Origin of the sequence: Mesorhizobium sp. 131-2-1 (assembly GCF_016756535.1) — a bacterium.
Lineage (GTDB): Bacteria > Pseudomonadota > Alphaproteobacteria > Rhizobiales > Rhizobiaceae > Mesorhizobium.
Genome location: NZ_AP023247.1, coordinates 6,146,136 through 6,169,286, shown reverse-complemented (window position 1 = coordinate 6,169,286; position 23,151 = coordinate 6,146,136). Strand labels below are relative to the sequence as shown.

The following is a 23,151-nucleotide window of genomic DNA, read 5'->3' as shown; positions in this document are numbered from 1 at the left end:
GGGCGGCCGTCCGGCGCTGCCCGTGCGCCGGGCCGCGACGGGCCTGCGGCGACGTGCGCGGCGTCTGCCCGATCCAGGTTCCCGTCAACTGTCTGCAGAAGGAACATACCGCGTGAACGCGCTGTCCGAACAGATCCTTTCCGAATTGCGCCACCTGCTGATCGAGATGAGCGACGGCGGCAGCGTCGGTCCGTCCGTCTACGACACGGCGCGAGCTCTGCAGTTCCACGGCAACGTCACCGATCGGCAGGACGCATACGCGTGGCTCATCGCGCAACAACAGGCCGATGGCGGATGGGGAAGCGCGGACTTCCCGCTGTTCCGCCATGCGCCCACCTGGGCGACGTTGCTGACATTGCAGCGTGCCGATCCTCTTCCCGGCGCGGCCGACGCAGTCCAGGCTGCAACCCGGTTCCTCGAGCGCCAGCCCGATCCCTACGCGCATTCGGTGCCGGAGGACGCGCCGATCGGCGCGGAGCTGATCCTGCCGCAGTTGTGCGGCGAGGCCGCATCCTTGCTGGGCGGCGTGGGGTTTCCGCGCCACCCGGCGCTGTTGCCGTTGCGGCAGGCGTGCCTTGTCAAGTTGGGGGCGGTGGCGACGTTGCCGAGCGGCCATCCGTTGCTGCACTCCTGGGAAGCCTGGGGAACGTCGCCGACCACCGCATGCCCCGACGACGACGGCAGCATTGGCATCAGTCCGGCGGCCACCGCCGCGTGGCGTGCGCACGCCGTAACACATGGGAGCACGCCGCAGGTCGGGCGCACCGACGCGTATCTGCAGGCGGCATCGCGGGCGACGCGCAGCGGCATCGAAGGTGTCGTTCCCAACGTCTGGCCGATCAATGTGTTCGAGCCATGCTGGTCGCTGTACACCCTGCATCTGGCCGGGCTGTTCGCGCATCCCGCGTTCGCCGATGCCGTGCGCGTGATCGTCGCGCAGCTCGACGCCCGCATGGGCGTGCGCGGTCTGGGCCCGGCCTTGCACTTCGCAGCCGATGCCGACGACACCTCCGTTGCGTTGTGCGTCCTGCGCCTTGCAGGTCGCGACCCGCCGGTCGATGCGCTGCGCGATTTCGAAATCGGCGAGCTATTCGTCACCTTCCCCGGCGAGCGCAATGCCTCGGTGTCGACCAACATCCATGCCCTGCATGCGTTGCGACTGTTGGGAAAGCCCGCCGCCGGCACCAGCTACTACGTCGAGGCCAATCGCAACCCGCACGGTCTATGGGACAACGAAAAATGGCACGTTTCGTGGCTGTATCCCACCGCGCATGCGGTCGCTGCGCTGGCGCAAGGCAAGCCCCAGTGGCGCGACGAGCGCGCGCTGGCGGCGCTGCTGCAGGCGCAGCGCGATGACGGCGGCTGGGGCGCCGGTCGCGCGTCCTCATTTGAGGAAACCGCCTATGCGCTGTTCGCGTTGCACGTCATGGACGGGAGCGAAGAGCCGACAGGGCGCCGGCGCATCGCGCAGGCGGTGGCGCGTGCGCTGGAGTGGATGCTCGCTCGCCATGTGGCGCATGCATTGCCGCAGACGGCGCTGTGGATCGGCAAGGAACTGTATTGCCCCACCCGGGTCGTGCGGGTGGCCGAACTCGCCGGGTTGTGGCTGGCGCTTCGTTGGGGGCGGCGCGTCCTGGCCGAGGGAGCAGGAGCGGCGCCATGATCCAGACCGAACGCGCGCTGCAGCAGGTGCTGGAGTGGGGGCGTTCCCTGACAGGGTTCGCCGACGAGCATGCCGTGGAAGCGGTCAGGGGCGGCCAGTACATCCTGCAGCGCATCCACCCGAGCCTGCGCGACACCTGCGCCCGCACTGGCCGCGATCCGCAGGCCGAAACGCTGATCGTGACGTTCTATCGCGAACTGGCGCTGCTGTTCTGGCTCGACGATTGCAACGACCTTGGCCTGATCGCGCCGGAGGAGCTCGCCGCGGTGGAGCAGGCGCTGGGGCAGGGCGTGCCGTGCGCGCTCCCCGGATTCGAGGGCTGCGCTGCTCTGCGCGCTTCGCTGGCCGCGCTCGCCTACGATCGTCGCGACTATGCTCGGCTGCTCGACGACACTCGGTGCTACTGCGCGGCGCTGCGCGCCGGACACGCGCAGGCGGTAGGGGCGGAACGCTGGTCCTACGCCGAGTACCTGCACAACGGCATCGATTCGATCGCCTACACGAACGTGTTCTGTTGCCTGTCGTTGCTGTGGGGGCTGGACATGGCGACCTTGCGCGCGCGTCCGGCGTTTCGCCAGGTCCTGCGGCTCATCTCCGCGATAGGGCGCCTGCAGAACGATCTGCATGGACGCGACAAGGACAGGTCGGCGGGCGAGGCCGACAACGCGGCGATCCTGCTGCGGCAGCGCTATCCGGCTATGCCTGTGGTGGAGTTCCTCAACGACGAGTTGGCCGGCCATACGCGCATGCTGCACCGGGTGATGGCGGAAGAACGCTTTCCCGCGCCGTGGGGAGCGTTGATCGAGGCCATGGCGGCCATCCGCGCGCAATACTACCAGACCTCGACCAGCCGCTACCGCAGCGACGCTGCGGGGGGAGGCCAGCGTGCGCCCGCCTGAACGGCGGGATGCGGCTGCGTGCGCGCGCTGCCGTCGGTCCGATCCGATGCAACGCCGTCCCCCGATGCGACGGATGGAGCGAGCATGAGCGATAGCGACAACATCCCGAGCCGGCGCAAGGACGACCATCTGGACATCGTGCTGGATCGGCGAACGGCGCCGGCCACGGTCGCCGCCGGCTGGGAGTACATCCGTTTCGAACACTGCGCATTGCCCGAGTTGGACCTGACGCAGATCGACCTGCGCGCCTCGCTGCTGGGCAAGACCATGCGCGCGCCGCTGCTGATCAGCTCCATGACCGGCGGCGTGCTACGCGCCGAGGCCATCAACCGGCATCTGAGCGAGGCAGCACAAGCCTTGGGGATCGCCATGTGCGTCGGTTCGCAGCGCGTGAGCCTGCAATCCCGCAACTCCCAGGGGCTGACGCGCGCGCTGCGCCGCATGGCCCCAGACATTCCCTTGCTGGCTAATATCGGCGCCGCGCAACTGCGCGAGGCCGACGGCCTGGACCTGGCGTGCCGGGCGGTGGATGCGCTGGAGGCCGATGGACTCATCGTCCATCTCAATGCGCTGCAGGAAGCGGTACAGCCGGAGGGCGACCGCGACTGGCGCGGCGTCCTGGCGCAGATCGCTCGCGCCGCGCGCAGCGTGGACGTGCCGATTGTGGCCAAGGAAGTGGGGTCGGGCCTGTCCGCCTCGGTGGCCTGCGCGCTCGTCAAGGCGGGCGTGGCGGTCATCGATGTCGCCGGCGCCGGCGGCACCAGTTGGGCCGCGGTGGAGGGCGAGCGCGCCCGCGATGCCGCCGACCGTGCAGTGGCGATGGCGTTCGCCGACTGGGGGATTCCGACCCCGGCCAGCGTGCAGGCGGTACGTCGGGCGCTGCCAACTGTGAAGCTGATCGCGTCGGGCGGGATCCGCGACGGCGTCGACGTGGCCAAGGCCATCCGCCTGGGCGCGGACATCGCCGGGCAGGCGGCCGGCGTGCTGCGCGCGGCGACGGTGTCCACCGAGGCGGTTGTCGCGCATTTCGAGATCGTCATCCGCCAGTTGGCCGTTGCCTGCTTCTGCACCGGCTCGGCTGATCTGGCGGCGTTGCGTCAGGCGCGGTTGTTGCCCTCGGCGCATCTGCCCGCCGGTTGATGCCGGCGTCGCCCGCACGTGGCGGCGGGCGCCTAGCAGGCTGCTGAATACCTACGCCAAAGATGACTACTGATCCACCTTGGCGAGGCGGTTCAATGCGCGGGAGCTCGTGATCACCAGAAGGGAAGTCGATGCCCAGGACGTGGCTTGGTTGGAGACGCTAAGGAACGTCAAACTGACGATTCTTGTAACGTGGTCGGGGATCGAGAGCGACAGGATCGAACCGGTCTCGTCCCGCATAGCGGAACGATAGCTCCACCGGAAGCATTCGGTTCTGCCACAGCATCGGCCAGGCAAAAATAACTTGCGTTGCGCAGATAAAATGCCCTGATCCTGCCATTCCTCCATGGGCACGTGGGCGGGGAGAAATCTCATACAACTGGCAGCGAAGGGAGGCTCGGCCCAATGAGCGGGGTGGCGCGTGAAGAAGTTAATCCGGTGTCATCGGCAACGTTCGCGCCGCTCGAGAATTCAACTTTCCGTCCGATCTGGATTGCCACACAGGTATCCAGTCTAGGGTGGCTGATTCAAATGGTTGCCATCAGTTGGCTGATGGCGACCATTTCGACATCGGATGTGATGGTCGCCTTGGTGCAGGCTTCGACAACCTTGCCCACATTCCTCCTGTCAATTATCGCCGGCGCCCTAGCGGACAATTACAGCCGCCGCAATCTCATGTTCGCTGGCTGGTGCGTGATAGCATCGTCCTCGACGATGCTGACTGTTCTTGCAGGTCTCGGAATTTTCAATCCATGGATGGTTCTTGCATTCAGCTGTTTGGCCGGAGTAGGCGCCGCTTTCACCGACCCCGCCTGGCACGCGTCGGTTGGCGATATCCTGCGAAAGCGCGATGTTCCGGCCGCCGTCACGCTTATTTCGGTCGGATATAACGCCGTCCGAAGCATCGGTCCCGCTCTCGGTGGAGTCGTCGTTGCTTCCTTTGGCCCTTTGACGGCTTTCGCAGTGGCGACGCTTACATATCTGATGCTGCTGTGGACCATAGGGCGCTGCAAATGGCAAGTTCGCCCGTCACCGCTGCCGAGTGAACCATTGACCACGGCGATCCATGACGGAGCGCGCTTCACTGCCCTGTCATCCGAAATCAAGGCAGCAATTGCCCGCGGTGCCCTCTTTGGGCTGACGAGCATCTCTATACTAGCGCTCTTGCCTCTCGTCGCCCGCGATCAGCTGGGGGGAGGGCCAGTCGTTTACGGCATCCTGATGGCCGGCTTCGGGACCGGCGCCTTGTTCGCCGGCATCTGCAACAACATTCTGAGACGGAGGCTGTCCCAGGAACGTTTGACGACACTGTCGTGCATCGCCTGTGCGGCTTGTTGTCTATCGCTTGCTTTCACCCCCTCGGTGGCGGTGGCGGCTATCGCGCTGGCGCTCGGCGGCGCGGGCTGGGTCGTGACATGGACCGGGCTGGACGTAAGCGTCCAGTTGGCGAGTCCAAGGTGGGTCGTTGGTCGCACGCTCTCGATCTATTACGCCCTTTCATCCGGCGGCATCGCGGCTGGCAGCTGGCTGTGGGGTACGGTGGCCGAGAGCTATTCGCTGAGCTCGGCTCTGGAGCTTTCAGGTGGCGCGCTGCTGCTGGTCGCTGGCACCGGCTTCCTGCTGCCCATCCGTCAATGGAAAGATTCCGATCAGGCTCCTCTTGGCTTCGAAACGCCTCAGGTTGCCCTGGATTTGAAGCCCCGAAGCGGGCCGATCGTCGCCAAGATCGAATATTCAATACCCGAAGCAAATGTCGAAGCGTTCCTGGAGCAGATGCGGGAACGGCGGCGAGTACAAAGCGGCGTTGGTGCGCGACACTGGAATCTCCAGCGCGACCTCCAGCAGCCTTCGCGTTGGACAGAAACCTTCCGCACCCCGACCTGGATGGACTACCTTCGCCTGAACCACCGCCTTACGGCAGCCGACAAGGAGTTGGACCAGCGTCTCCTCGCATTGCACCTGGGAGAGCTTCCTCCTCGAACCACGCTTGCGATCGAGCGGCCGACTGGAGCTGGCCGCAAGCGGGACCAATCGATGCGGTTCTTTTTCCGGCGTTGACATCCGTCCAGGCGTCCGCGCTGGTGAGACAGGATGGGTTGGAAACGAGCCACCGCTCTCACCATCCGTTTTGCAGATCGGCTTCGATCCATTCGAGTGGTTGCCGAGCCGGCATACTGGGCGGCTCAGACGTATCCTTGTCGGAGAGATTCCTCGGCACTCGAGCGTCTTGCAGCGCGTTGCGCTCAAGCTCACCGGCACCTGTTCGGTGCGTTCCCAAACAGAGCAATGGCTTTTCGCGCCGCAACCCCGAGGTGGGTAATTCTGGTTTTTGCTGGGTTTAACTCTACGAAATATGAACAGGATCGGCTTCACGGCCCGTCTGGTTCGCACTGGCCACAGAGGAATACACAGATATGGCGACCGGAACAGTGAAGTGGTTCAACAGCACCAAAGGTTTTGGCTTAATCCAGCCCGATGACGGCGGTCAGGACGTTTTCGCCCATACTCCAGCTGTAGAACGGGCTGGACTTTCAAACCTCGTTGATGGGCAGAAGATCAAGTACGAGATCGAGCAGGACCGCCGTAGCGGCAAGTCCTCCGCAGGTAGTCTCAGCAAGGGTAGGCTGATTTTCTCGTCGGACCCGCAGAGCGCGAAGGATAAGTCAAGCCGAAGGTACCATCGTCATTCGCGGGGCGTATCGCGACGGACTCTCTTTTACGAGACGATCCTGATGCGTCACGCAAACGGTGAATCACGAACGCTCTCGCCGCAAACCCCTTCCGCCCGGAAATCTGCCCCGGTTACGGCTCTCGGCGTATCCCAGAGTTGGGAGAAGCTTCTGCCAGACTACAACTGTAACCTCATATCGGTTTAGCAGGTCAAGCGTCGGTGGTACCCTGATTGGGTAACTTAACGACTTTGGAGGCCGAGCAATGGATCGCGATAACAAACGGGCACGCGCAGCTGCAAGTTCATCCCAAGACGTGGGGAATCGCAGTACCCTCCGTGACCTTCCATACGGACCATTGACCGATGTTGCAGAACGGCTGGTAAGCGCTAAACCCGCGCGATACAGCGCGAAATCTTGGGACCTTCAAAGAACTCGGGAGGCGAGAGCGCATAGCCGTTCGGGGCACTCGAACCGAGCCAGAAACTGACCTCGCGAAGTTTGAAACGCGGACCAATCAGCTTGGACGATCAGCCGTCGATCTGGGAGATAAATTGACTGCCGGGTTGGGACACACCTCGGATGAAGTAGCATTGGAGCAATTCAGAGCAGTCAGTAATGTGTCTCATTACCTTCGGCCAGAGACACAAGATAGTATTGTTAATCGCATTGGCAACATGGATCCATCTTCGCAAGCTATCGGAGCGCTTTACGCTGCGCAAAACTTCAGCAAGTTTAACGCTGAAAATAAAGCTCGCATTTTTGATCAGGCCGCTGAATTGGCTACCGATCCGGATGGCCACGTCAGGTCGACAGCATCCAATGCTATGTACGCGATGTATCACCAGTTAGATCCAAATCAACAGGGCCAAGCTCACTCAATTCCCGGCATGCAAGACATCTTGCCGCAGATGCCTCCTCCGCGGCATGCAGCAGAGGAACGCAGTGCGGATCTGGACGCCCACATAGCAGGTATTGGGGCTGCAGTCCGTGATACAGTTGGCCCGCAAACCTCCCACGAACAGCTGCAGCGGGGTGGTCAAGTCGGCCGGGACATAAGCCACTCCTACAATCACGCCCGAGAGGATCTAATGGAGGCTAGGAGAAGCAGAGATCGCACCGGCCGTTGAGGTCTCGGCCATGGCAGTAACGCTTCCTCTCCCGAATTCCGTTCACGGCCTTGCTGTTTCCAATTCCCTGGCCGTCGACGTAGCTGCTTAGTGAAACTTTCAAAATCCACGTCTGCCGGGTGGCGCGATGCAAGCATCGCACCACCCGCTGCGGCATCGATCTGTCGAGCGTCGGCATCGCGACCTCGGTTCGGTGTCTGAAGCAAGCGCAGCATCAGCACGGCTAATTCGGCCATGGAACAATGTCTTCTACAAAAACGACGTCCCCCAACATAGCCATTAGCATCGCGTGCTCACTCGCCTTGGGGTTCTGTGCGGCAAGTCTGTACGCAACCTTCCGCCACGGGGGTAGCGGCGAGGCTCTGATGGCGTTTGATGTCCGTGCCTTTTGGTTTGAGACGCCCTTCTATTTGGGTATTTGTTCAGCAGCGCCTGCACGCCGTCGGCGCTCAGCTTGCCGCCGTGCGTGTTCGGAAAGAGAGCCGTTGCGCCCCGCTTCCTGGGCTCGTTGAGCCAGCCCCGAAGGGCTTGCTGTGCAACCTTGGTGAGCGGCGTACTTCGCTCCTTGCGGCCCTTGCCAACGCATCGCACGTGGGCACCGTGCCCCAGCATCACCGAGTCCCGGTCGAGATCGATGATCTCCGAGACCCGCAACCCCGTTTGCGCGGCCAGCAACAGCAGAGTGTGATCACGCCGTCCCAGCCATGTGCTGCGATCCGGACAGGCCAGGATCGCTTCAATCTCGGGCCTGGTGAGAAACTGAAGCTGTCGCTTGTCGCATCGCTTGCTCGGGATCGCGAGCACGCGTTGAATCTGGGCGCTATGGGCCGGCTCCTCGAACGACGCATATCTGAAGAAAGACCGAATGGCCGTGAGGCGGAGGTTCCGGGTCCTCACTGAGGCGGATCGCAGTGTCTCAAGGTCCTCCAGGAATGCACCGATGAAAGGCGCGTCCAAATCCCGCAGTGTCAACTGCGACGGAGACCTGCCAAGGCGTGTCTGCGCGAATGCAAACAGGAGCCGGAAGGTGTCGCGATAGGAGGCGATGGTGTTGGAGCTTACGCCTCGATGTCGCATGAGCCGATCGGTGAACCACCGCTCGATCAGCACGGCCAGATCGTTCGAGGCACTCATGAGCGAACCTCCCACCGCTCATCCAGCAGTCGCGCGGCATGGGTCATTAGCTCCGGCGCGGCGGATAGATACCAGTAGGTGTCGCGAACATTGGCGTGGCCGAGAAAGGTCGAGAGGACCGGCAGTTCCCGCTCGACATCTTCGCCCGCACGCAGTTGCACTGGGCATGCCCTGTGCTCGGCTATTCGAGCTTCTCCAATGCCTGCCTAATGTCATCTCCGGCGTCCTCCGGCAACGGCAAAATAGGGCGCGGTGGCTGGACGTGCGCCAGACCGAGGTAGTCGGCGATGACGAACATAACGCGGAAGCTGCCGTAGTGTTTGAACAAGGTCCAGAGCGGCCCGAAAGCGCGGTTCAACCGAGTGGACTCCACCGCGTCGCCGGACTGCGCTGCACGCGTCAGCGCAAGCGCCGGGACCGGCAGCAGACCTGCCGCAACGCTGTACCAGGTGTCACATCCGGCAAGCAGGGCATCCGCCGCGCCCCAATCGCCGCTGTATCCGATTGTGAACGTGTCAGGCGTCATCGACCGCAAACGTGCCAGTTCCCCCGCGTAATCGTCATTCGCCGCCAGAGGCATTTTCACCGCGACGATGTTGGACACCTCTGACAGCCGGGCGATCAATGCGTCGCTGAATGTGAAGCGCGTGGTGCTTGGATTGTTATATATGCACAAAGGCAATTCCCCCGCCTCGGCCACCGCGACGAAGTGCTGGAAGACTTCGTCCTCGTTCAGGGGAACGTAGGACATCGGTGCCAGGAGCAGGCCGTCAGCGCCAGCGGATTTGGCATCGCGCGCCAGAGCCTGAGCTTCATCGGTACGCAATGCACCCACACCCACGACAAGAGGCGTTTTGCCGCCGATGCATTCCACGGCAGCCTGAACGGCACGCTTGCGTTCTTCCCTGGTGAGGTAAGCATAACCGCCCGTGCTCCCCAGAAGGCCGATGGAGTCCGCTCCGGCGCGTTGAATACGCTCGAGAAAACGAGCCAGACCCTCAGTGTCGACATGCCCTTCCGCATCGGTTGGCGTAAGGGGGAACGCCGACAGGCCGCGAAACAAAGTCATCATCCATTCCTTTCGAAACTACATACGGGAAAGCAGCATACGCAGCCCGGCGAACGCGAAGAACATCGCCAACAGACTTTCGATCCAGCGGCGGCAGCGGCGATATAGAGCCACCATAGGCGGTGTGGAGAAGACAATGGCGTAGCCGCAGAATATCGTGACACTTAGGATGGCGCAGCCACCCAATATCGCTGCGATGCTTTGCCACGATGAATTCGGACCGATCCCCAGCGTGACGAGCGCGATCCATGCCAGCACGGATTTTGGGTTCGCCAAATGCATCAAGAGGCCCTTCCTATAGAGCTCACCCCGCGAAAGAGCGACTTGGTCGGTCGATGCGCGCACCGCCAGCTTCTCGTTCGACGTAAGCGCCGACCGTCCCGCCCTGAAGGCGAGGAATAGCAGGTAAAGCCCCCCGAAAACCTGCAGAACGAGCAGTGCCTGGGCGTACCTGGCCAACAGGGCGGAGATGCCGGTGGAGGCCATAAAACCCCAAAAGATCGAGCCGCTGACGACGCCGGAGGCGAGCATGAGCGCAGCACCTCTGCCGCGCGCCATCGCAACCCCCATAATGCGCATGTTGCTCGGGCCGGGGCTCCCCGCGGCAATGACATATGCAGCAAAGACGATGAGCAACTGATGGAGATCGACATTCATTCTCTCAGCCCTTGATAATCTCGATCGGATCGATCGCGCCGGATGCCCCGGGCGGCCATGGATCCACTCGCTCGACCGGAAACCTCATCCGGCGATGGCAATTTCTTGGCTCGCGATTTTGCAGCCAGGCATCAAGGCATTCAGCCCTCCGACCATGGCATCCGTCGCCTCTGCCAATGCATCGTCCGGCATGGTCTCCAACGCCTCCAGTACGAACCACATCCGGCCTGTTAGGGTCTTCAGGCGGGTTCGAGTGCCCTGTCGCCAGTTCCAGCGTCGGCAGGTGACGCCAATGTCGTCGCGCCAGATGACCTCACCGGGCAAGGGAGGATCGTTGACCGCCTCTCCATTCACCATGGTGTCGAACGTCTCACTCCCGTCAGCGATCGTCAGGTGGGGTCTTCCGACATAGGCGTCAAAATTCTCTCCACCCACCGGGACTGCGTATTTCAGGCTGATGGCGTTGTAGAGATCGACGATCGGGTTGATCGTCGAAAGAGTGCCGTCTTTCAGAACCCGCTTTCTGAGGGCCTGGGCTGAGCACGGCGTACGGTTAGGCTTCGCGCCAAAGACGGCGTAGGCGTCGGACCAACTCGCCAGATGAGCTTCTGCCCAAGCCGGGCCATCCGCCAACGCGCAATCGCAGGCTTCACCAAGCAATCGGGGATCGAAACGTCCTTCTTCAGCTGAAGTGGCATCGACGTAGACGCTCACGGCTCTAAATCCCGATGCAATACTCTTAATTCGAGCGTCGATGATGGGACCCTCAAACATCCAGGCAACTCCATCAGTTCGAGCGCAAGCAATCCATGACCGGCGCGACCAGTCACGATCGCTTCCCTGACTGCAAGCCAATATTGCAGTTCACTGGTCCAAACTAAACTGCCACTTTTGGAGATTTTAATTGGTCCAGTATGAGGAGGGTTCTCGCAGCACGGGAGCGACGCGTCGAATTTATCAATCCCTGATCAAGCAGATCCAGGCCGGAGCGTACGGGTGTCGGTGACGCCACCCAGTTCTCCGCAAGCAAGCGGCCCACAAGTTCCCCATGATCCGGTCATGCTGTTGTGAACCCTAGTACTACAGTTGCGGATCATTTGATTTTCTGATTCCGTAGGACAGGTTATGGAGGGAACCATGTCTGTCGCTTCGTGGTCGGGATCGTTGTTGGCTTGGGAGCAGGAGCTCACAGCGCTGAAGGCGCGGGTTGGGCGGGTGCTTCCTCGTCGTGAATTGCGGGAGACGGGCGCGGATTTCCTTGACGGCCTTCTTTCCGGCATTGAGCGCAAGACCGGCTGGCTGATGGCGGAGCAGTCCGGGGCGGAGCGGCCCCATCGGATGCAGTCGCTGTTGGGGCGCAGCCACTGGGACGCAGATCGGCTCCGAGACGAGGTTCGCGATTATGTGGTGGAGGCGTTGGGCGATGAGGATGGCGTCCTGATCGTCGACGAGACGGGATTTGTGAAGAAGGGCGATCGTTCCGCCGGTGTCGCGCGTCAGTACTCGGGAACGGCGGGGCGGATCGAGAACAGCCAGATCGGCGTGTTCTTGGCTTACGCGAGCCGCTACGGCCAAGCGCTGGTCGATCGTCGCCTTTATCTGCCGGAGAGCTGGACAAAGGATCGGGTGCGATGTGCCAAGGCGTCGATCCCGGAGACGGTCGAGTTTGCGACCAAGCCGAAGATGGCGCGCGCCATGATCGAGGCGGCGCTCGATGCCGGGATCCCGTGCGCTTACGTTCTGGGCGACGCCGTCTACGGGGCGGACAGTAGCCTTCGCCGAATGCTGGAAGCTCGCGAGCAGCCCTATGTCTTGGCGGTCCGAGGCGCTCACTTCATGCGCCGTGGAGGCGATCATCGGTTTGAGGAAACCTCGCCCGAGGAACTGGCTGGCGAACTCGCGCCCGAGGACTGGGTCTGCCATGCGGCAGGTGAGGGCGCCAAAGGGCCCCGGCTCTACGACTGGGCACGCATCCGCCGCCCTTGGACGTCAAAAGGCGGCTTCGAGCATTGGCTTCTCGTTCGCCGCAAGCGACCGACATCCGGAGAAAAAGCCTACTACCTGGTCTTCGCCCTGCCCGGCTCCTCCTTGGCCGAATTGGCGGCAGTGGCCGGCCTGCGCTGGGCGGTCGAGGAGTGCTTTGAGCGCGCCAAGGATGATCTCGGACTTGATCATTGCGAGGCTCGGTCCTGGCACGGATGGCATCGCCATATGAGCCTGTGCATGGCCGCCCTGGCGTTCCTCTCCAAGCTATCGGCTGATCTTCGCCGCAGCGCATGGAGCAAACCGAACGAAACGAGTCCAAAGGAGCCAATCGCCGCCTGATCCGGATGGCGGCCCTCGTCCCGAGCGTTCCCGAGATCCGCTATCTCCTCGCCCGCATCCTCATCTTCCCGCCAACACAAGAGCCCTTCATCATCGCCTGGTCGCTATGGCGACGACGACATCAGGCCGCCGCCGCGATCAGTCACTATAAACGCCGAGGATATACGCAACTGTAGTACTAGAGCGGGATGATTTTAGGTTGAACAGTATCCGGCGTTTTCGAAGTAGTTGTTGCATTCGGTTGCGGTGAGGCCATCGAGGAGTTCGCCGATCGCGCTGCAGACAGTATCGACGGTTCGGCGCGCCGCCTTTCTGAGCCAGTGCTTGAGCTTGGCAAAGCTTGCTCGATCGGGTTCAGATCGGGCGAATATTTCGGCAGGAGCAGGAGTCTGGCACCGACGCCGCGAATGGCGCGGCGCATTGCCTTGCCCTTGTGCGAGCCGAGATTGATGGGGTGGACGCCCCCTCACGGCATCGCTGTGCCAAAGTGGTGTCGTTGATCATCACTTGAACGGAGGCGTCCATGTTGGAAGTTAGCACAATCGGGTTGGATCTGGCGAAGAACGTGTTCCAGATGCACGGCGCGGATGGATCGGGAGCCGTGGCCTTCCGCAAGAAACTGCGTCGTGACCAGGTGCTCAAGTTTCTTGCCGCGCAGCCTGCTTGCACGGTGGCCATGGAGGCCTGCGCCGGCGGTCATTATTGGGCGCGGGAGATTGCGAAGCTTGGGCACGATGCCCGGCTAATCGCTCCGGGATATGTGAAGCCTTTCGTGAAGCGGCAGAAGAACGATGCCGCTGACGCTGAGGCGATCTGCGAAGCAGCCCAGAGGCCGACCATGCGGTTCGTGGCGGTGAAGAGCGAAGAGCAGCAAGCTGCGGCAATGGTGTTCCGCGTTCGCGATCTTGTGGTTCGTCAGCGGACCCAGACCATCAATGCGATACGGGGCCATCTTGCCGAATTCGGACTCGTGGCTGCACAGGGTCTCTTCCATGCCGCCAAGCTTGTCACGGCGATTGAGGACAAAGGTACCGCCATCCCCGAAGCTGCCCGTCCGATCCTGTCTCTGCTCGTTGCACAGTTGCGGTCGCTGGATGAGAGAGTGGCCGTGCTCGACCGCGAGATCGCCCGGCGTGCCAAGGAGGATGCAGAAGCCAGGCGATTGATGACCATTCCCGGCATAGGGCCGATCACCGCGACGGCACTTGCTGCTCTGGCTCCATCGGCGACAACCTTCAAGAGGGGGCGAGACTTCGCGGCCTGGCTCGGCCTCACGCCGCTGCAACGCTCCACGGGCGGAAAGCAGAAGCTCGGCGAGACGTCTCGGATGGGCGAGCGAACGCTACGCCGGCTGCTGATCATAGGGGCCAGCGCGGCCGTACGCTGGGCAATGCGGAAGGGGAAATCTGCGGACCCATGGCTCATGCGCATCTTGGGCCGCAAGCCGCCCATGTTGGTGATCGTCGCGCTTGCCAACAAGACTGCACGCATCGTCTGGGCACTGATGGCGAAAGGCGGAACTTATCGGGCTCCAGCCGTGGCGGGTTAGTTCCGCTCGGCCAGAAGGCCTCGAAAGTGTGAGAAGGTCAAACGGAGAGTATGGCGCAACGGTCAACGAGACGGGATCGGGAAAACCAGATCATGGATACGCGCCTTGAGCGCGCCAGATTGAATTGGACCCGCTCCGCGAACTCCCATACAGGCCCGCGGCATGTGACAGCCGCAACAGAGGCCGGACACATGTCAGCACCCGACCACGCTCCGTGCTCTTCGAAAGATTCTTCTTGCACCAACGGGGGCGTCCACACATGTCCATGATCACGATGTCACCGGGTTTAAGGGTCGGAACCAGAACCTGCTCGACATAGAGCCGGAACCGCTCGCCGTTGATCGGTCCGTCGATCAGCCATGGCGCGTCCAGCCGATCATGGCGCAGTGCCGCCAGGAGTCATGGTCTGCCAGTGGCCGTGCGGGACCTCGGCATAGAGCCGCTCCCCGACCGGCGCCCAGCCGCGCAACGGCGCCGATGAACACCAGGCGTGAAGGATCGATCGCTGCGCGATACTTCAACCATTGCTGACGCCGGCGCGCGATGTCGGGACGCCTCTGTTCGGCCGCGACCAGCGTCTTTTTTTATAACTAAGCTTCTCCTCGCGAACGAAGGCCCAGACCGAGCGATAGTCCACCTTCAGGCCGCGTTCGGCCAGTTCCGCGACCAGCCCACGCAAGGTGAAGGCCTCATTGCGGCAGCGCTCAACCAACCAGTCGCGGTGGGCGCCGCGGATCTTCTTGGGCTTGTGTCCACCGATCTGGCCGGGGCTGACGCTGCCTGTTTCTCGAAAGCGCCCCACCCATCTGATTACCGAGCTGATGCCGACATCATAACGCGCCGCTGCTTGCCGGCGCGAAAGCCCCTCCTGCTCAACCGAAGCGACAACCCGGTCCCGAAGATCGTTTGAATATGGCTTGCCCATCCATGCCGGCCTCCTTCTCCCAGCCAGCATCTTGAATCTGATTTGCAGACCCTTGGGAATCCCCTTCGATTCAATCCAAATTCATCCCGCTCTAGGGCATTATGGTCGATGCCAGCGCCACCAGGGTGCCGTCGTACTGTTCGAAACCCCCCGATTGTTACCGCGGTTTTGCTTGACGCGCGCGATGACCTTAGCTGAGGCCTAGGATGAAGCGCCGATTGGAGGGACGGATCGACCGCGCGTTAGATGCGTAAAGCGTCGTAAACCGCTTGATGTCTGCGGTGTCGACCTCGACCGGTTCCATTGCAACCATCCACTCCACGTTTTCGGTGCAGGGCGGAGTCGTTAATGATCCCTCATAGGTCCAATAGCCGAGCGAGGCCGGCAAAAGCCCGTTGGGATCGAACTCGTCAACTGCCATCTCCTCGCCGGGCCGGGCCGGAAAGACCTTGGCGAGACCGGCAAAGCTGTTATTTGTCGCGCCAGGCATAAGAAGGGCGCTCAGCACACCCAGAGTATCGCTCTTTGTGTCTTTATGGACAAAATGCGCTTCCATCGGGAAGCTCATGCCCGCCACGTGATGCTCGCTCGGCGCGTGGAAATGCAACTGTGCCAGTTGGTAGACGCGATCCCCGCGGGTCAAGGTGCTGCCTTCCGGCATGTTGATTTGAATGGTGTGGCCGTTGTTCACCATCCTGCCGCCGCCCTTGAGCCAACTGATGTCGATGCGCGGTATATCCGCCTTTACCGTGCCGGCGATGTCGATGGGTGACTGCTGCCTGCCCGCCGAACAGGCGAAATTTCTCGTGTCCAGATCGGCCCAATGCTCCGGCCCGACCGAGCCGCCATATCCCCAATGGGCGCTGGCCGCACGCGCGGTCTGGGCGCAGATCGGGCACACGCCCAGCGCGATGAATGCTCTAATCAGGTTACGACGATGCATATTGCCTCGCTCCTTGATGCGAACCTTATGTCCTTGCTTCCAATTGGTGCAGTCAAGGCACAGCCGCAAGGGCGGGCGTAGGTTGAGCCGCGCCACCAGCGTACACGCCAGCCAGTCCTCGTCGAACTGGTAAACTGGAAGAAGCGTCGCCGCCGGCGATCGTTGGAGGCTACGCTCGCCGGTCCGTGGAAATGGCTGGCGACGTGGCTCAGATTCACCGTGCCGCCGCTGATCAGGCCAACAACCAGCACAGCCGGCGTCGCCGGTCCGGCTGTTACTCGGCGGTATGTGGCGCGTAACGTTGAAGCGGGAGTGTCGGGCAGGCAGTGCATTGCAAAGGATCCCCTCTTTGGCGAGACGAATTCCTCCATTCCAACTGATTCCCGACCTCTCGGCCACCCACTGTGTAGCCTGCCCGCCACGCTCCCAAGACCATAAAGGCATGGATAAAACTCGCGAATACGCCTTGGAAAGCAGGTCTCAAAGGGCAAGGGGACCTTCCATCTGGAAAATGCCAAGCAAAGCTCGCGTTCGGACGATCCATGCGGTTGCCAGGCTGGCTGCCTCCGGTCAGGCGAGATCCGGATCCTTCCGCGAGGATAGCTGTAAACGTCCACAGGCTGCATCGCTGTGCGCTTTGCCCTTCGATGGCGGGAACACAACCCGCACGGAGGCGACGAATGATTCAGCTGATCACACCTGGCCTCTACAGCGAATTCGCAGGCGAGCTCAAAGAGATGCACGGGCTCAGATATCGGGTTTTCAAGGAGAGGCTCGATTGGGAAGTTCAGACCGGAGGCGAAATGGAAACAGACACCTTTGACGACTTGAAGCCTGTCTATCTGCTGCTCAAGGGATCCGATTGGCGAATTCGTGGCTGCGTGCGCCTCTTGCCAACCACTGGGCCGACCATGTTGCGCGACACATTCCCGGCGCTGCTGGGTGAAGCTGTGGCGCCCGCGAGTCCCGACATATGGGAAAGCAGCCGTTTCGCGCTCGATTTGCCCCCATCAACGCCCAAGGCGGCAGGCGGCCTTGCCCAAGCAACCTACGAGCTCTTCGCCGGCATGATCGAATTCGGCTTGGCCAACAATCTCACCCGGATCGTGACGGTGACCGATACGCGTATGGAACGGATCCTTCGCCTCGCAACGTGGCCATTGTCGCGCATCGGAAAGCCGCAGCCCGTCGGCAAAACGGAGGCGGTGGCCGGGTTTCTCGAGATCTCTCACGCCAGCCTGTTGCGCATCCGCTGGAGGGGACGTCTGAATGGGCCGGTACTGTGGCGACCGATTCTCGGCCTGCCGCACGGCCCATGCGGTAGCTAAGACGTGGTGCGTGGCCCCAGGGATCGGAAGAGAGGGTTTGCTTCTCGTCGCCGAAAGGAGTCATTGCGTCCGGCCTGGAGAAGCAAACCGAGGAATGATGCATGAAGCAGCGTCCGCACAATTGAACGGCGAGATCAAAGAGTGCGCTGGGGCTACCCATTCGCACTCGGCCCAAGTATTCCCCGTCTCCTCCGGCCGGCTTGCATGCTATTAACGCAGGTGAGGGCGCCGGCCATGATATGCGCAGCCCGTTGAAGGCGGAAGCGTACGCCCCGGTTCACATCACCCGCATTGGACTGAGATTTAGTTCATCCATGGCGTGGATGATGGCTATCCCAACAATCAATTTTACCGAACTGACTGGATTCCATTAGAAGACTCTAACTGAGCGCATGCCGGGCGGCGTCCCTCGTCTGCGTCGGCTAAGGCTGCCGGGAAGACTTCGGAGAAGAACATGTGCGGAATTGTTGGCATCGTTGGGCAACAGCCGGTGTCGGAACGCCTGGTCGACGCATTGAAGCGTCTGGAATACCGCGGCTATGATTCGGCCGGCATTGCGACGATCACCGATGGCACCTTGCACCGCCGGCGCGCGGAGGGCAAGCTCGTCAATCTCGAGAGGAGACTCAAGGAAGAGCCGCTGGGTGGTACCATCGGCATCGCCCACACCCGCTGGGCAACCCATGGGCCACCGACGGAACGCAATGCACACCCGCACTTCACGGATGGTGTGGCCGTCGTCCATAACGGCATCATCGAGAATTTCGCCGAACTGAAGGACGAATTGGCGGCGACGGGAGCCGAGTTCCAGACCGACACCGACACTGAGGTCCTTGCGCATCTCTTGGCAAGGCACCGCCGGGAGGGCATGAGGCGTGGTGAGGCGGTGCATGCCATGCTGAAAAGCGTCAGGGGTGCCTACGCGCTTGCCATCCTCTTTGAGGATGATCCGTCGACCATCATCGCGGCGCGCAATGGACCACCGCTGGCGATCGGTCACGGCGACGGCGAGATGTTCCTGGGCTCCGACGCGATCGCGCTTGCTCCATTCACGAATGAAATCACCTATCTCATCGACGGTGACTGGGCCGTTGTCGGCAGGACGGGCGCTGATATATTTGATTACGACGGCCACCCCGTCGCGCGTCCGCGCCAGACCTCCGTGGCCGTGGCCACTCTGGCCAACAAGGGCAGCCATCGCCACTTCATGGAGAAGGAAATCCTCGAGCAGCCCGAGGTCATCGCCGATGCGCTCGGTCATTATATCAATTTCATCGAAAATGGTGCCGATGCGGTTTCTGGCATCGACTTCGCCAAGATCCCGAGCTTGGCGATCTCTGCCTGCGGCACCGCATATCTCGCCGGGCTGATCGGAAAATACTGGTTCGAGCGCTATGCGCGCCTGCCGGTCGAAATAGATGTTGCATCCGAATTCCGCTATCGCGAGATTCCATTGTCGCCGCAGTCTGCGGCTCTGTTCATTTCACAGTCGGGCGAAACCGCCGATACGCTGGCATCGCTGAGGTACTGCAAGCAGCTTGGGCTGAAAATTGGCGCTGTCGTCAATGCGCGCGAATCGACCATCGCTCGGGAGGCCGATGTGGTCTTCCCGATCCTTGCCGGCCCAGAGATCGGCGTCGCCTCCACCAAGGCCTTCACCTGCCAGCTAGCCGCTCTTGCCGCACTCGCCATCCACGCAGCCAAGGCCCGCGGAACCGTGACCGAAGATGAGGTGCAGGCGCTCGTCGAGAGCCTCGCCGAAATGCCGCGCCTCATGAGGCAGGTACTGGACAGCATCCAGCCGGAGATTGAGCTTCTGTCGCGCGAACTGTCAAAGTGTCATCATGTCCTTTATCTCGGCCGTGGCACAAATTTCCCGCTGGCGATGGAGGGGGCGCTGAAGCTCAAGGAGATTTCCTACATCCACGCCGAAGGCTATGCGGCGGGTGAATTGAAGCACGGTCCTATCGCATTGATAGACGAGAACATGCCAGTGATCGTCATCGCGCCACATGATCGCTTTTTCGACAAGACCCTCTCCAACATGCAGGAAGTGGCCGCCCGCGGAGGGCGCATTATCCTCATCACCGATGGAAAAGGGGCAGCCGCATCGAAACTCGATACGATGCACACGATCGTGCTGCCGGCCACCGACGAGATTATCGCGCCGCTGATCTTCTCGCTGCCGATACAGCTTCTTGCGTACCACACGGCGCTCTTCATGGGCACAGATCTCGACCAGCCACGCAACCTGGCAAAATCAGTCACCGTCGAATGATGTGACGCCTTCATTAGTCGCAACGCTCGCCCATTCGGAAAAAACTCCAAGCACTTCAACCGGGGCTCAAGCGCGCCGCTACCGCCTTGCCGTTATTTGCTGGAGCATGCCGTTTAGCGACGATTGGTTATCCCTTTGGCCTCCCCTCACGCTGCTTGGCTGTGCCTACTGGCAAACCCGGTCGAGAAAAGCATCGAATACGCAGCAATAGCGCTAACCACAAAGCGATCCTCCTGCCGCATGCGGATAAAACCCTTCGCTGTCCCTATTTCGTCCTCGCTCGATGATTGCGGCTCGCCGCGGTCTTCGTCGGTGAGACGGTTGCCCTTTGACTTTGCCAGGCGGCCAACTGCGATGTGCGGGCTGTAGGAATCCCGTGTAACCTCGTTCTGGATCTAACGCTCACCGATAGGCCCGGCCAGTCGCAAGAGGACCGGGCGATGATCGGACACTTCCAGGAACCGCTCGATGGTTCGGTCGAGCGCGAGGATCATGAAATCGTGGCCGCACGGCACGAGATTGGGCGAGATAAAGACATGGTCGATCAGCGACTTGAAGGGCGCCTTGACGCAGGTGATTTGCTTGTCCGAAGCATCCTGCGCGGCGAGCGCGGTCAGGCCGGCGGCGGTCAGCGCGGTCTCCGGAAGCCAAGGTTGCATTGAGTCGCCGCCGATTCAGTCGTTATCGAAGCTGGGATACTAGGCGAGTTCGGCGATTGCTTCGGCGATCACGCGCCCACCCATCTGCCGGCGGCCTCCACCGTGTCGCCGGACTGCGCCGCACGCGTCAGCGCAAGTGCCGGGACCGCCAGCAAACCTGCCGCAACGCTTTGCCAGCTGTCACATCCCGGCAGGCGGGGCATCGGCCGCGCCCTAATCGCAGCTGTATCCGATTGCAAACGTGCCAGCGCTTATCTGCCGCAGGCGTGGCAGGTCCCCCGCATAATCGTCATTCGCCGCCTGAGGCACCGAGATGAAGCTCTTCCTCCCGTTAGAATGAACGTTCGAAACGGAGGATGCCGCCGACACTGCTCTTTTTGTTGGCATTCGCCCAGCTAATGGAAGGGTCGACCTTGCCGACGGCGAAGTCGCCGTAGCGGTCATAGTCGAGTTCGGCTGTAATTGTGAAATCTGCAAGAAACGTATAGGCGACGTTTGCAGCGACACCATAGTTCCTGAGCTGATCACCCGAGAGCTGAAGATTCAACGAAGTTGTCTCATTGAGCTTGTAAGTGGCGCCGGCCCAGAAAGCCCAGTTACCGCCCCAACTTTTGTAGAACCCGCGACCATGAGCGTCGATTGCGTTAGTGACGTCATCGTTGAGCTTGCCGCTGGAGCCGTAGCCGAACATTCCGAATAGCGAGAGTTGGTCGGTAACATCGACGTCGATGCGGACCTTGCCCGCGACCGATTCGTAGTTGCTATCATAAGCGACAACGCCGGTGATCGCGCCCCAGTGTTGTGTGTATTTCACTCCGCCGACTAGGTGCGGAACGTAGCTGTCGATGGTGCCGACCAGGCCCGAGCCTTCTTCGAGTGAAACCACAGCCGAAAAGCCGTTACCGGCGTCAAAGTAGTACTGAACCACATTAGTATCGAAGGCGCCGTACGGGATAAGCATCTGATTGAGCACGTCGCCCGCGTAGCCAATAAACATGTCGAAGGCGGACCAGTCCTTGCCAACTCGGAGGCCACCAAGCTGAACCCAGGCGAAAGTCAACGTGATGCCTTGGCTGAAGGCATGGTATCGAGGACTGTCCGAACCGGAATAGGCCGTGTGCTTGCCGTAGTTCATGCGGGTCTCGATGTAGGTCTGCAATGTACCGAGTTCGGTCTCTTGCCCGGTCCAAGTTTTGAATGTGAAACGCGTGTGGTTTTGCCATATGCCCTGGGCCTCGCCAGTCTTCACATCCGTGGTTCTAGCTTTGTCATGCGACACGACATCGCCGAGGCCGATGTCGTAACGGATATAGCCGCCGATGCGCAGGCAGGTCTCGGTGCCGGGGATGTAGTAGTAACCAGCGCCGTAAACGTCGCAGATCTTGACGTATTCAACGGGCTCAGGCTCGGCCAGGACGATGGCGTCGGCGGCTCGGGCACAGGAAACGGCGATCAGGGCCGCAGCTGAGCCGAGCAGGAGGCTCCTGATGTTCATTCTTGATCTCCGTTCAAATATTAAAGAAGGGGACGTCAACGAACGAGCCAGCCCTTCCTGTCCCACAATCGAAAACGATGCACATCGCGCTGCGCCCATCGCAGTATGACGCACGGGTCATAATAATGATTCAACAACAGAGGCGATGAATCTGAATCATACTTCCACGCGATAAGATGTTGTTCTCATATCACCTGCTTGAAATGCCCGGGGGAGGAATCAAACACTTCTGGGTCGATCGCCATGATTATCTCCGATAGCTGCGGGCGTACCGGCTTCAGAAAATCACCCCGCAAGCGACGTGCCAACCTCACGACCAAGCTACGATTGACACTCAAGTTTGCCGTCGGACCTTGGCTTGCGTTTCCTTTTTTTGCTCTGAGGGTCAAGCTGAGCACGAAAAGCAAATGTTTCGGACATGGTTCGTCTGTTCGGTTCGCGACAGTATCGTTCAATGGCGATAGCTTTTGTTTGTTTTGAGCCTCGACATTGTTGACATCATGCGAGTGCACCGCTCGGTACGTCAGCCGAGATGCCCCACTGATGCCGACATGCCTAGGCGTAAGCGTCCTCGTTAGGGCGAAGGGCCACACCTCGGCGGTGGCGAGGTGCACCAGCTTTCCAGCTAGTCCGGACAAAGTGGTTCCGAAAGGCGGGAAGGTCGAGACGAGCCGTTGTAAGCCCCTCTCTGAATCGGAAGCCGTGCATGGGCCATTTTTGTTTTTACGGAAGCACATGCGAATTCGCTCGATTGTCAGCTGCGAGCGATGCTTGAGTTGCGCTTCACTCCGGCGCTTTGCCGGGCCACAGGAGCGCGATTTGTCGGTGATCATGCGCCTGGCGTAGCGCTACTTTCTAAATTGGTTCATCAGGCTTGCAGCCTTGGCAGGGGCGGACCTGGACGGTCTCCTCGAGCACAATTCCCGCTCTGACAGACGGTGCGCCACAGCCAAAGCCTCGTGCCGGCAATTAATACGACGAACTCATCGAGATGCCAGGTATCGCTACGTGACGCCGTCTTACGCACCAGCCGGCGAGCAAAAGTCTGGTCCCAACGCCGAATCGACTGGTCGGACGGGGCATGCTGCGTTCCATCGGACGCTGAAGGGAGGGGATAGGATAGGATAGTAGCACCAAACGGTGTGCGGGAAAGTCTCGACGGGAAACCCACGGCGCTTGTCGCTGACCAGCGCGTGCTCATACCATCGCTGTCCAGCCAAGGCTGAATGGGGCTATCGCTGCGAAATAATCGGGCCCAAAGCGGACCGGACTGATATAGCGCAAAGAC

16 protein-coding genes and 4 pseudogenes are annotated in these 23,151 nt (G+C 61.3%); 9 read left to right on the top strand and 11 right to left on the bottom strand.

All coding sequences use genetic code 11. From position 1 onward, the window contains the following. Nucleotides 1-112 precede the first annotated feature (112 nt). From JG743_RS29800 to JG743_RS29780, 5 genes and pseudogenes are all read left to right on the top strand, one after another. Nucleotides 113-1,663: a hypothetical protein gene (locus JG743_RS29800; protein ID WP_010913996.1), complete on the top strand. Its 1,551-nt coding sequence runs from the start codon at nucleotides 113-115 to the stop codon at nucleotides 1,661-1,663. Continuing rightward, entirely contained in the window at nucleotides 1,660-2,562 is a 903-nt protein-coding gene (locus JG743_RS29795) for a terpene synthase family protein (RefSeq protein ID WP_202295916.1), read from the top strand. Before JG743_RS29800 ends, JG743_RS29795 begins: the two co-directional genes overlap by 4 nt. 84 nt (nucleotides 2,563-2,646) lie before the next feature. Beyond that, entirely contained in the window at nucleotides 2,647-3,702 is a 1,056-nt protein-coding gene (gene fni, locus JG743_RS29790; RefSeq protein ID WP_010913998.1) for a type 2 isopentenyl-diphosphate Delta-isomerase, read from the top strand. Nucleotides 3,703-4,107: 405 nt separating this feature from the next. Next, nucleotides 4,108-5,760 carry an MFS transporter gene (locus tag JG743_RS29785; protein WP_096453949.1) on the top strand — a complete coding sequence of 551 codons (1,653 nt, stop codon included), beginning with the start codon at nucleotides 4,108-4,110 and terminating at the stop codon, nucleotides 5,758-5,760. Between the two features lie 356 nt (nucleotides 5,761-6,116). Further along, nucleotides 6,117-6,320, top strand: a pseudogene (locus JG743_RS29780) (cold-shock protein); the annotation flags it as partial. 1,460 nt (nucleotides 6,321-7,780) lie between these two features. On the opposite strand, the gene JG743_RS29775 reads toward JG743_RS29780, so the two are convergent. The 5 genes and pseudogenes from JG743_RS29775 to JG743_RS29755 form a co-directional block, all read right to left on the bottom strand. Next, nucleotides 7,781-8,635: a tyrosine-type recombinase/integrase gene (locus tag JG743_RS29775; protein WP_244672974.1), complete on the bottom strand. Its 855-nt coding sequence runs from the start codon at nucleotides 8,633-8,635 to the stop codon at nucleotides 7,781-7,783. Beyond that, a pseudogene (locus tag JG743_RS29770) lies at nucleotides 8,632-8,787 on the bottom strand (tyrosine-type recombinase/integrase); the annotation flags it as partial. The pseudogene JG743_RS29770 and the gene JG743_RS29775, both read right to left, overlap by 4 nt. Nucleotides 8,788-8,816: 29 nt before the next feature. Beyond that, nucleotides 8,817-9,704 carry a dihydrodipicolinate synthase family protein gene (locus JG743_RS29765; RefSeq protein WP_069093303.1) on the bottom strand — a complete coding sequence of 296 codons (888 nt, stop codon included), beginning with the start codon at nucleotides 9,702-9,704 and terminating at the stop codon, nucleotides 8,817-8,819. An 18-nt stretch (nucleotides 9,705-9,722) separates the two neighbouring features. Next, nucleotides 9,723-10,361 (bottom strand): LysE family translocator, encoded by a 639-nt coding sequence (locus JG743_RS29760; protein WP_010914002.1) that lies wholly within the window; start codon nucleotides 10,359-10,361, stop codon nucleotides 9,723-9,725. A gap of 84 nt (nucleotides 10,362-10,445) precedes the next feature. Then, entirely contained in the window at nucleotides 10,446-11,135 is a 690-nt protein-coding gene (locus tag JG743_RS29755) for a B3/B4 domain-containing protein (protein WP_096453950.1), read from the bottom strand. 363 nt (nucleotides 11,136-11,498) lie between these two features. Between JG743_RS29755 and JG743_RS29750 the strand changes: the two genes are divergently transcribed. After that, nucleotides 11,499-12,686: an IS701 family transposase gene (locus JG743_RS29750; RefSeq protein ID WP_202295913.1), complete on the top strand. Its 1,188-nt coding sequence runs from the start codon at nucleotides 11,499-11,501 to the stop codon at nucleotides 12,684-12,686. A gap of 194 nt (nucleotides 12,687-12,880) precedes the next feature. On the opposite strand, the pseudogene JG743_RS29745 reads toward JG743_RS29750, so the two are convergent. Continuing rightward, nucleotides 12,881-13,134, bottom strand: a pseudogene (locus JG743_RS29745) (transposase); the annotation flags it as partial. A gap of 75 nt (nucleotides 13,135-13,209) precedes the next feature. Between JG743_RS29745 and JG743_RS29740 the strand changes: the two are divergent. Further along, a complete protein-coding gene (locus tag JG743_RS29740; protein ID WP_202295910.1) occupies nucleotides 13,210-14,235 on the top strand; it encodes an IS110 family transposase in 1,026 nt (341 codons plus the stop codon). Between the two features lie 252 nt (nucleotides 14,236-14,487). On the opposite strand, the pseudogene JG743_RS29735 reads toward JG743_RS29740, so the two are convergent. Together JG743_RS29735 and JG743_RS29730 are read right to left on the bottom strand one after the other, a co-directional pair. Beyond that, nucleotides 14,488-15,160, bottom strand: a pseudogene (locus JG743_RS29735) (IS630 family transposase); the annotation flags it as partial. Between the two features lie 190 nt (nucleotides 15,161-15,350). Continuing rightward, complete coding sequence (locus JG743_RS29730) at nucleotides 15,351-16,103, bottom strand: carbonic anhydrase (protein WP_010914007.1); 753 nt, start codon at nucleotides 16,101-16,103, stop codon at nucleotides 15,351-15,353. Between the two features lie 680 nt (nucleotides 16,104-16,783). Here JG743_RS29730 and JG743_RS29725 point away from each other — a divergent pair. After that, nucleotides 16,784-17,431 (top strand): acyl-homoserine-lactone synthase, encoded by a 648-nt coding sequence (locus tag JG743_RS29725; protein WP_044549225.1) that lies wholly within the window; start codon nucleotides 16,784-16,786, stop codon nucleotides 17,429-17,431. Between the two features lie 454 nt (nucleotides 17,432-17,885). Further along, nucleotides 17,886-19,709, top strand: coding sequence for a glutamine--fructose-6-phosphate transaminase (isomerizing) (gene glmS, locus JG743_RS29720; protein ID WP_202295907.1), 1,824 nt, complete (start codon nucleotides 17,886-17,888; stop codon nucleotides 19,707-19,709). Between the two features lie 395 nt (nucleotides 19,710-20,104). Here the strand turns inward: glmS and JG743_RS29715 are convergent, their stop codons facing one another. From JG743_RS29715 to JG743_RS29705, 3 genes are all read right to left on the bottom strand, one after another. Continuing rightward, nucleotides 20,105-20,368, bottom strand: a complete 264-nt coding sequence (locus JG743_RS29715; protein ID WP_006329192.1) for a hypothetical protein — start codon at nucleotides 20,366-20,368, stop codon at nucleotides 20,105-20,107. 331 nt (nucleotides 20,369-20,699) lie between these two features. Continuing rightward, nucleotides 20,700-21,863 (bottom strand): porin, encoded by a 1,164-nt coding sequence (locus tag JG743_RS29710; RefSeq protein WP_202295904.1) that lies wholly within the window; start codon nucleotides 21,861-21,863, stop codon nucleotides 20,700-20,702. 185 nt (nucleotides 21,864-22,048) lie between these two features. Beyond that, nucleotides 22,049-22,696, bottom strand: coding sequence for a hypothetical protein (locus JG743_RS29705; RefSeq protein ID WP_202295901.1), 648 nt, complete (start codon nucleotides 22,694-22,696; stop codon nucleotides 22,049-22,051). Nucleotides 22,697-23,151 lie beyond the last annotated feature (455 nt).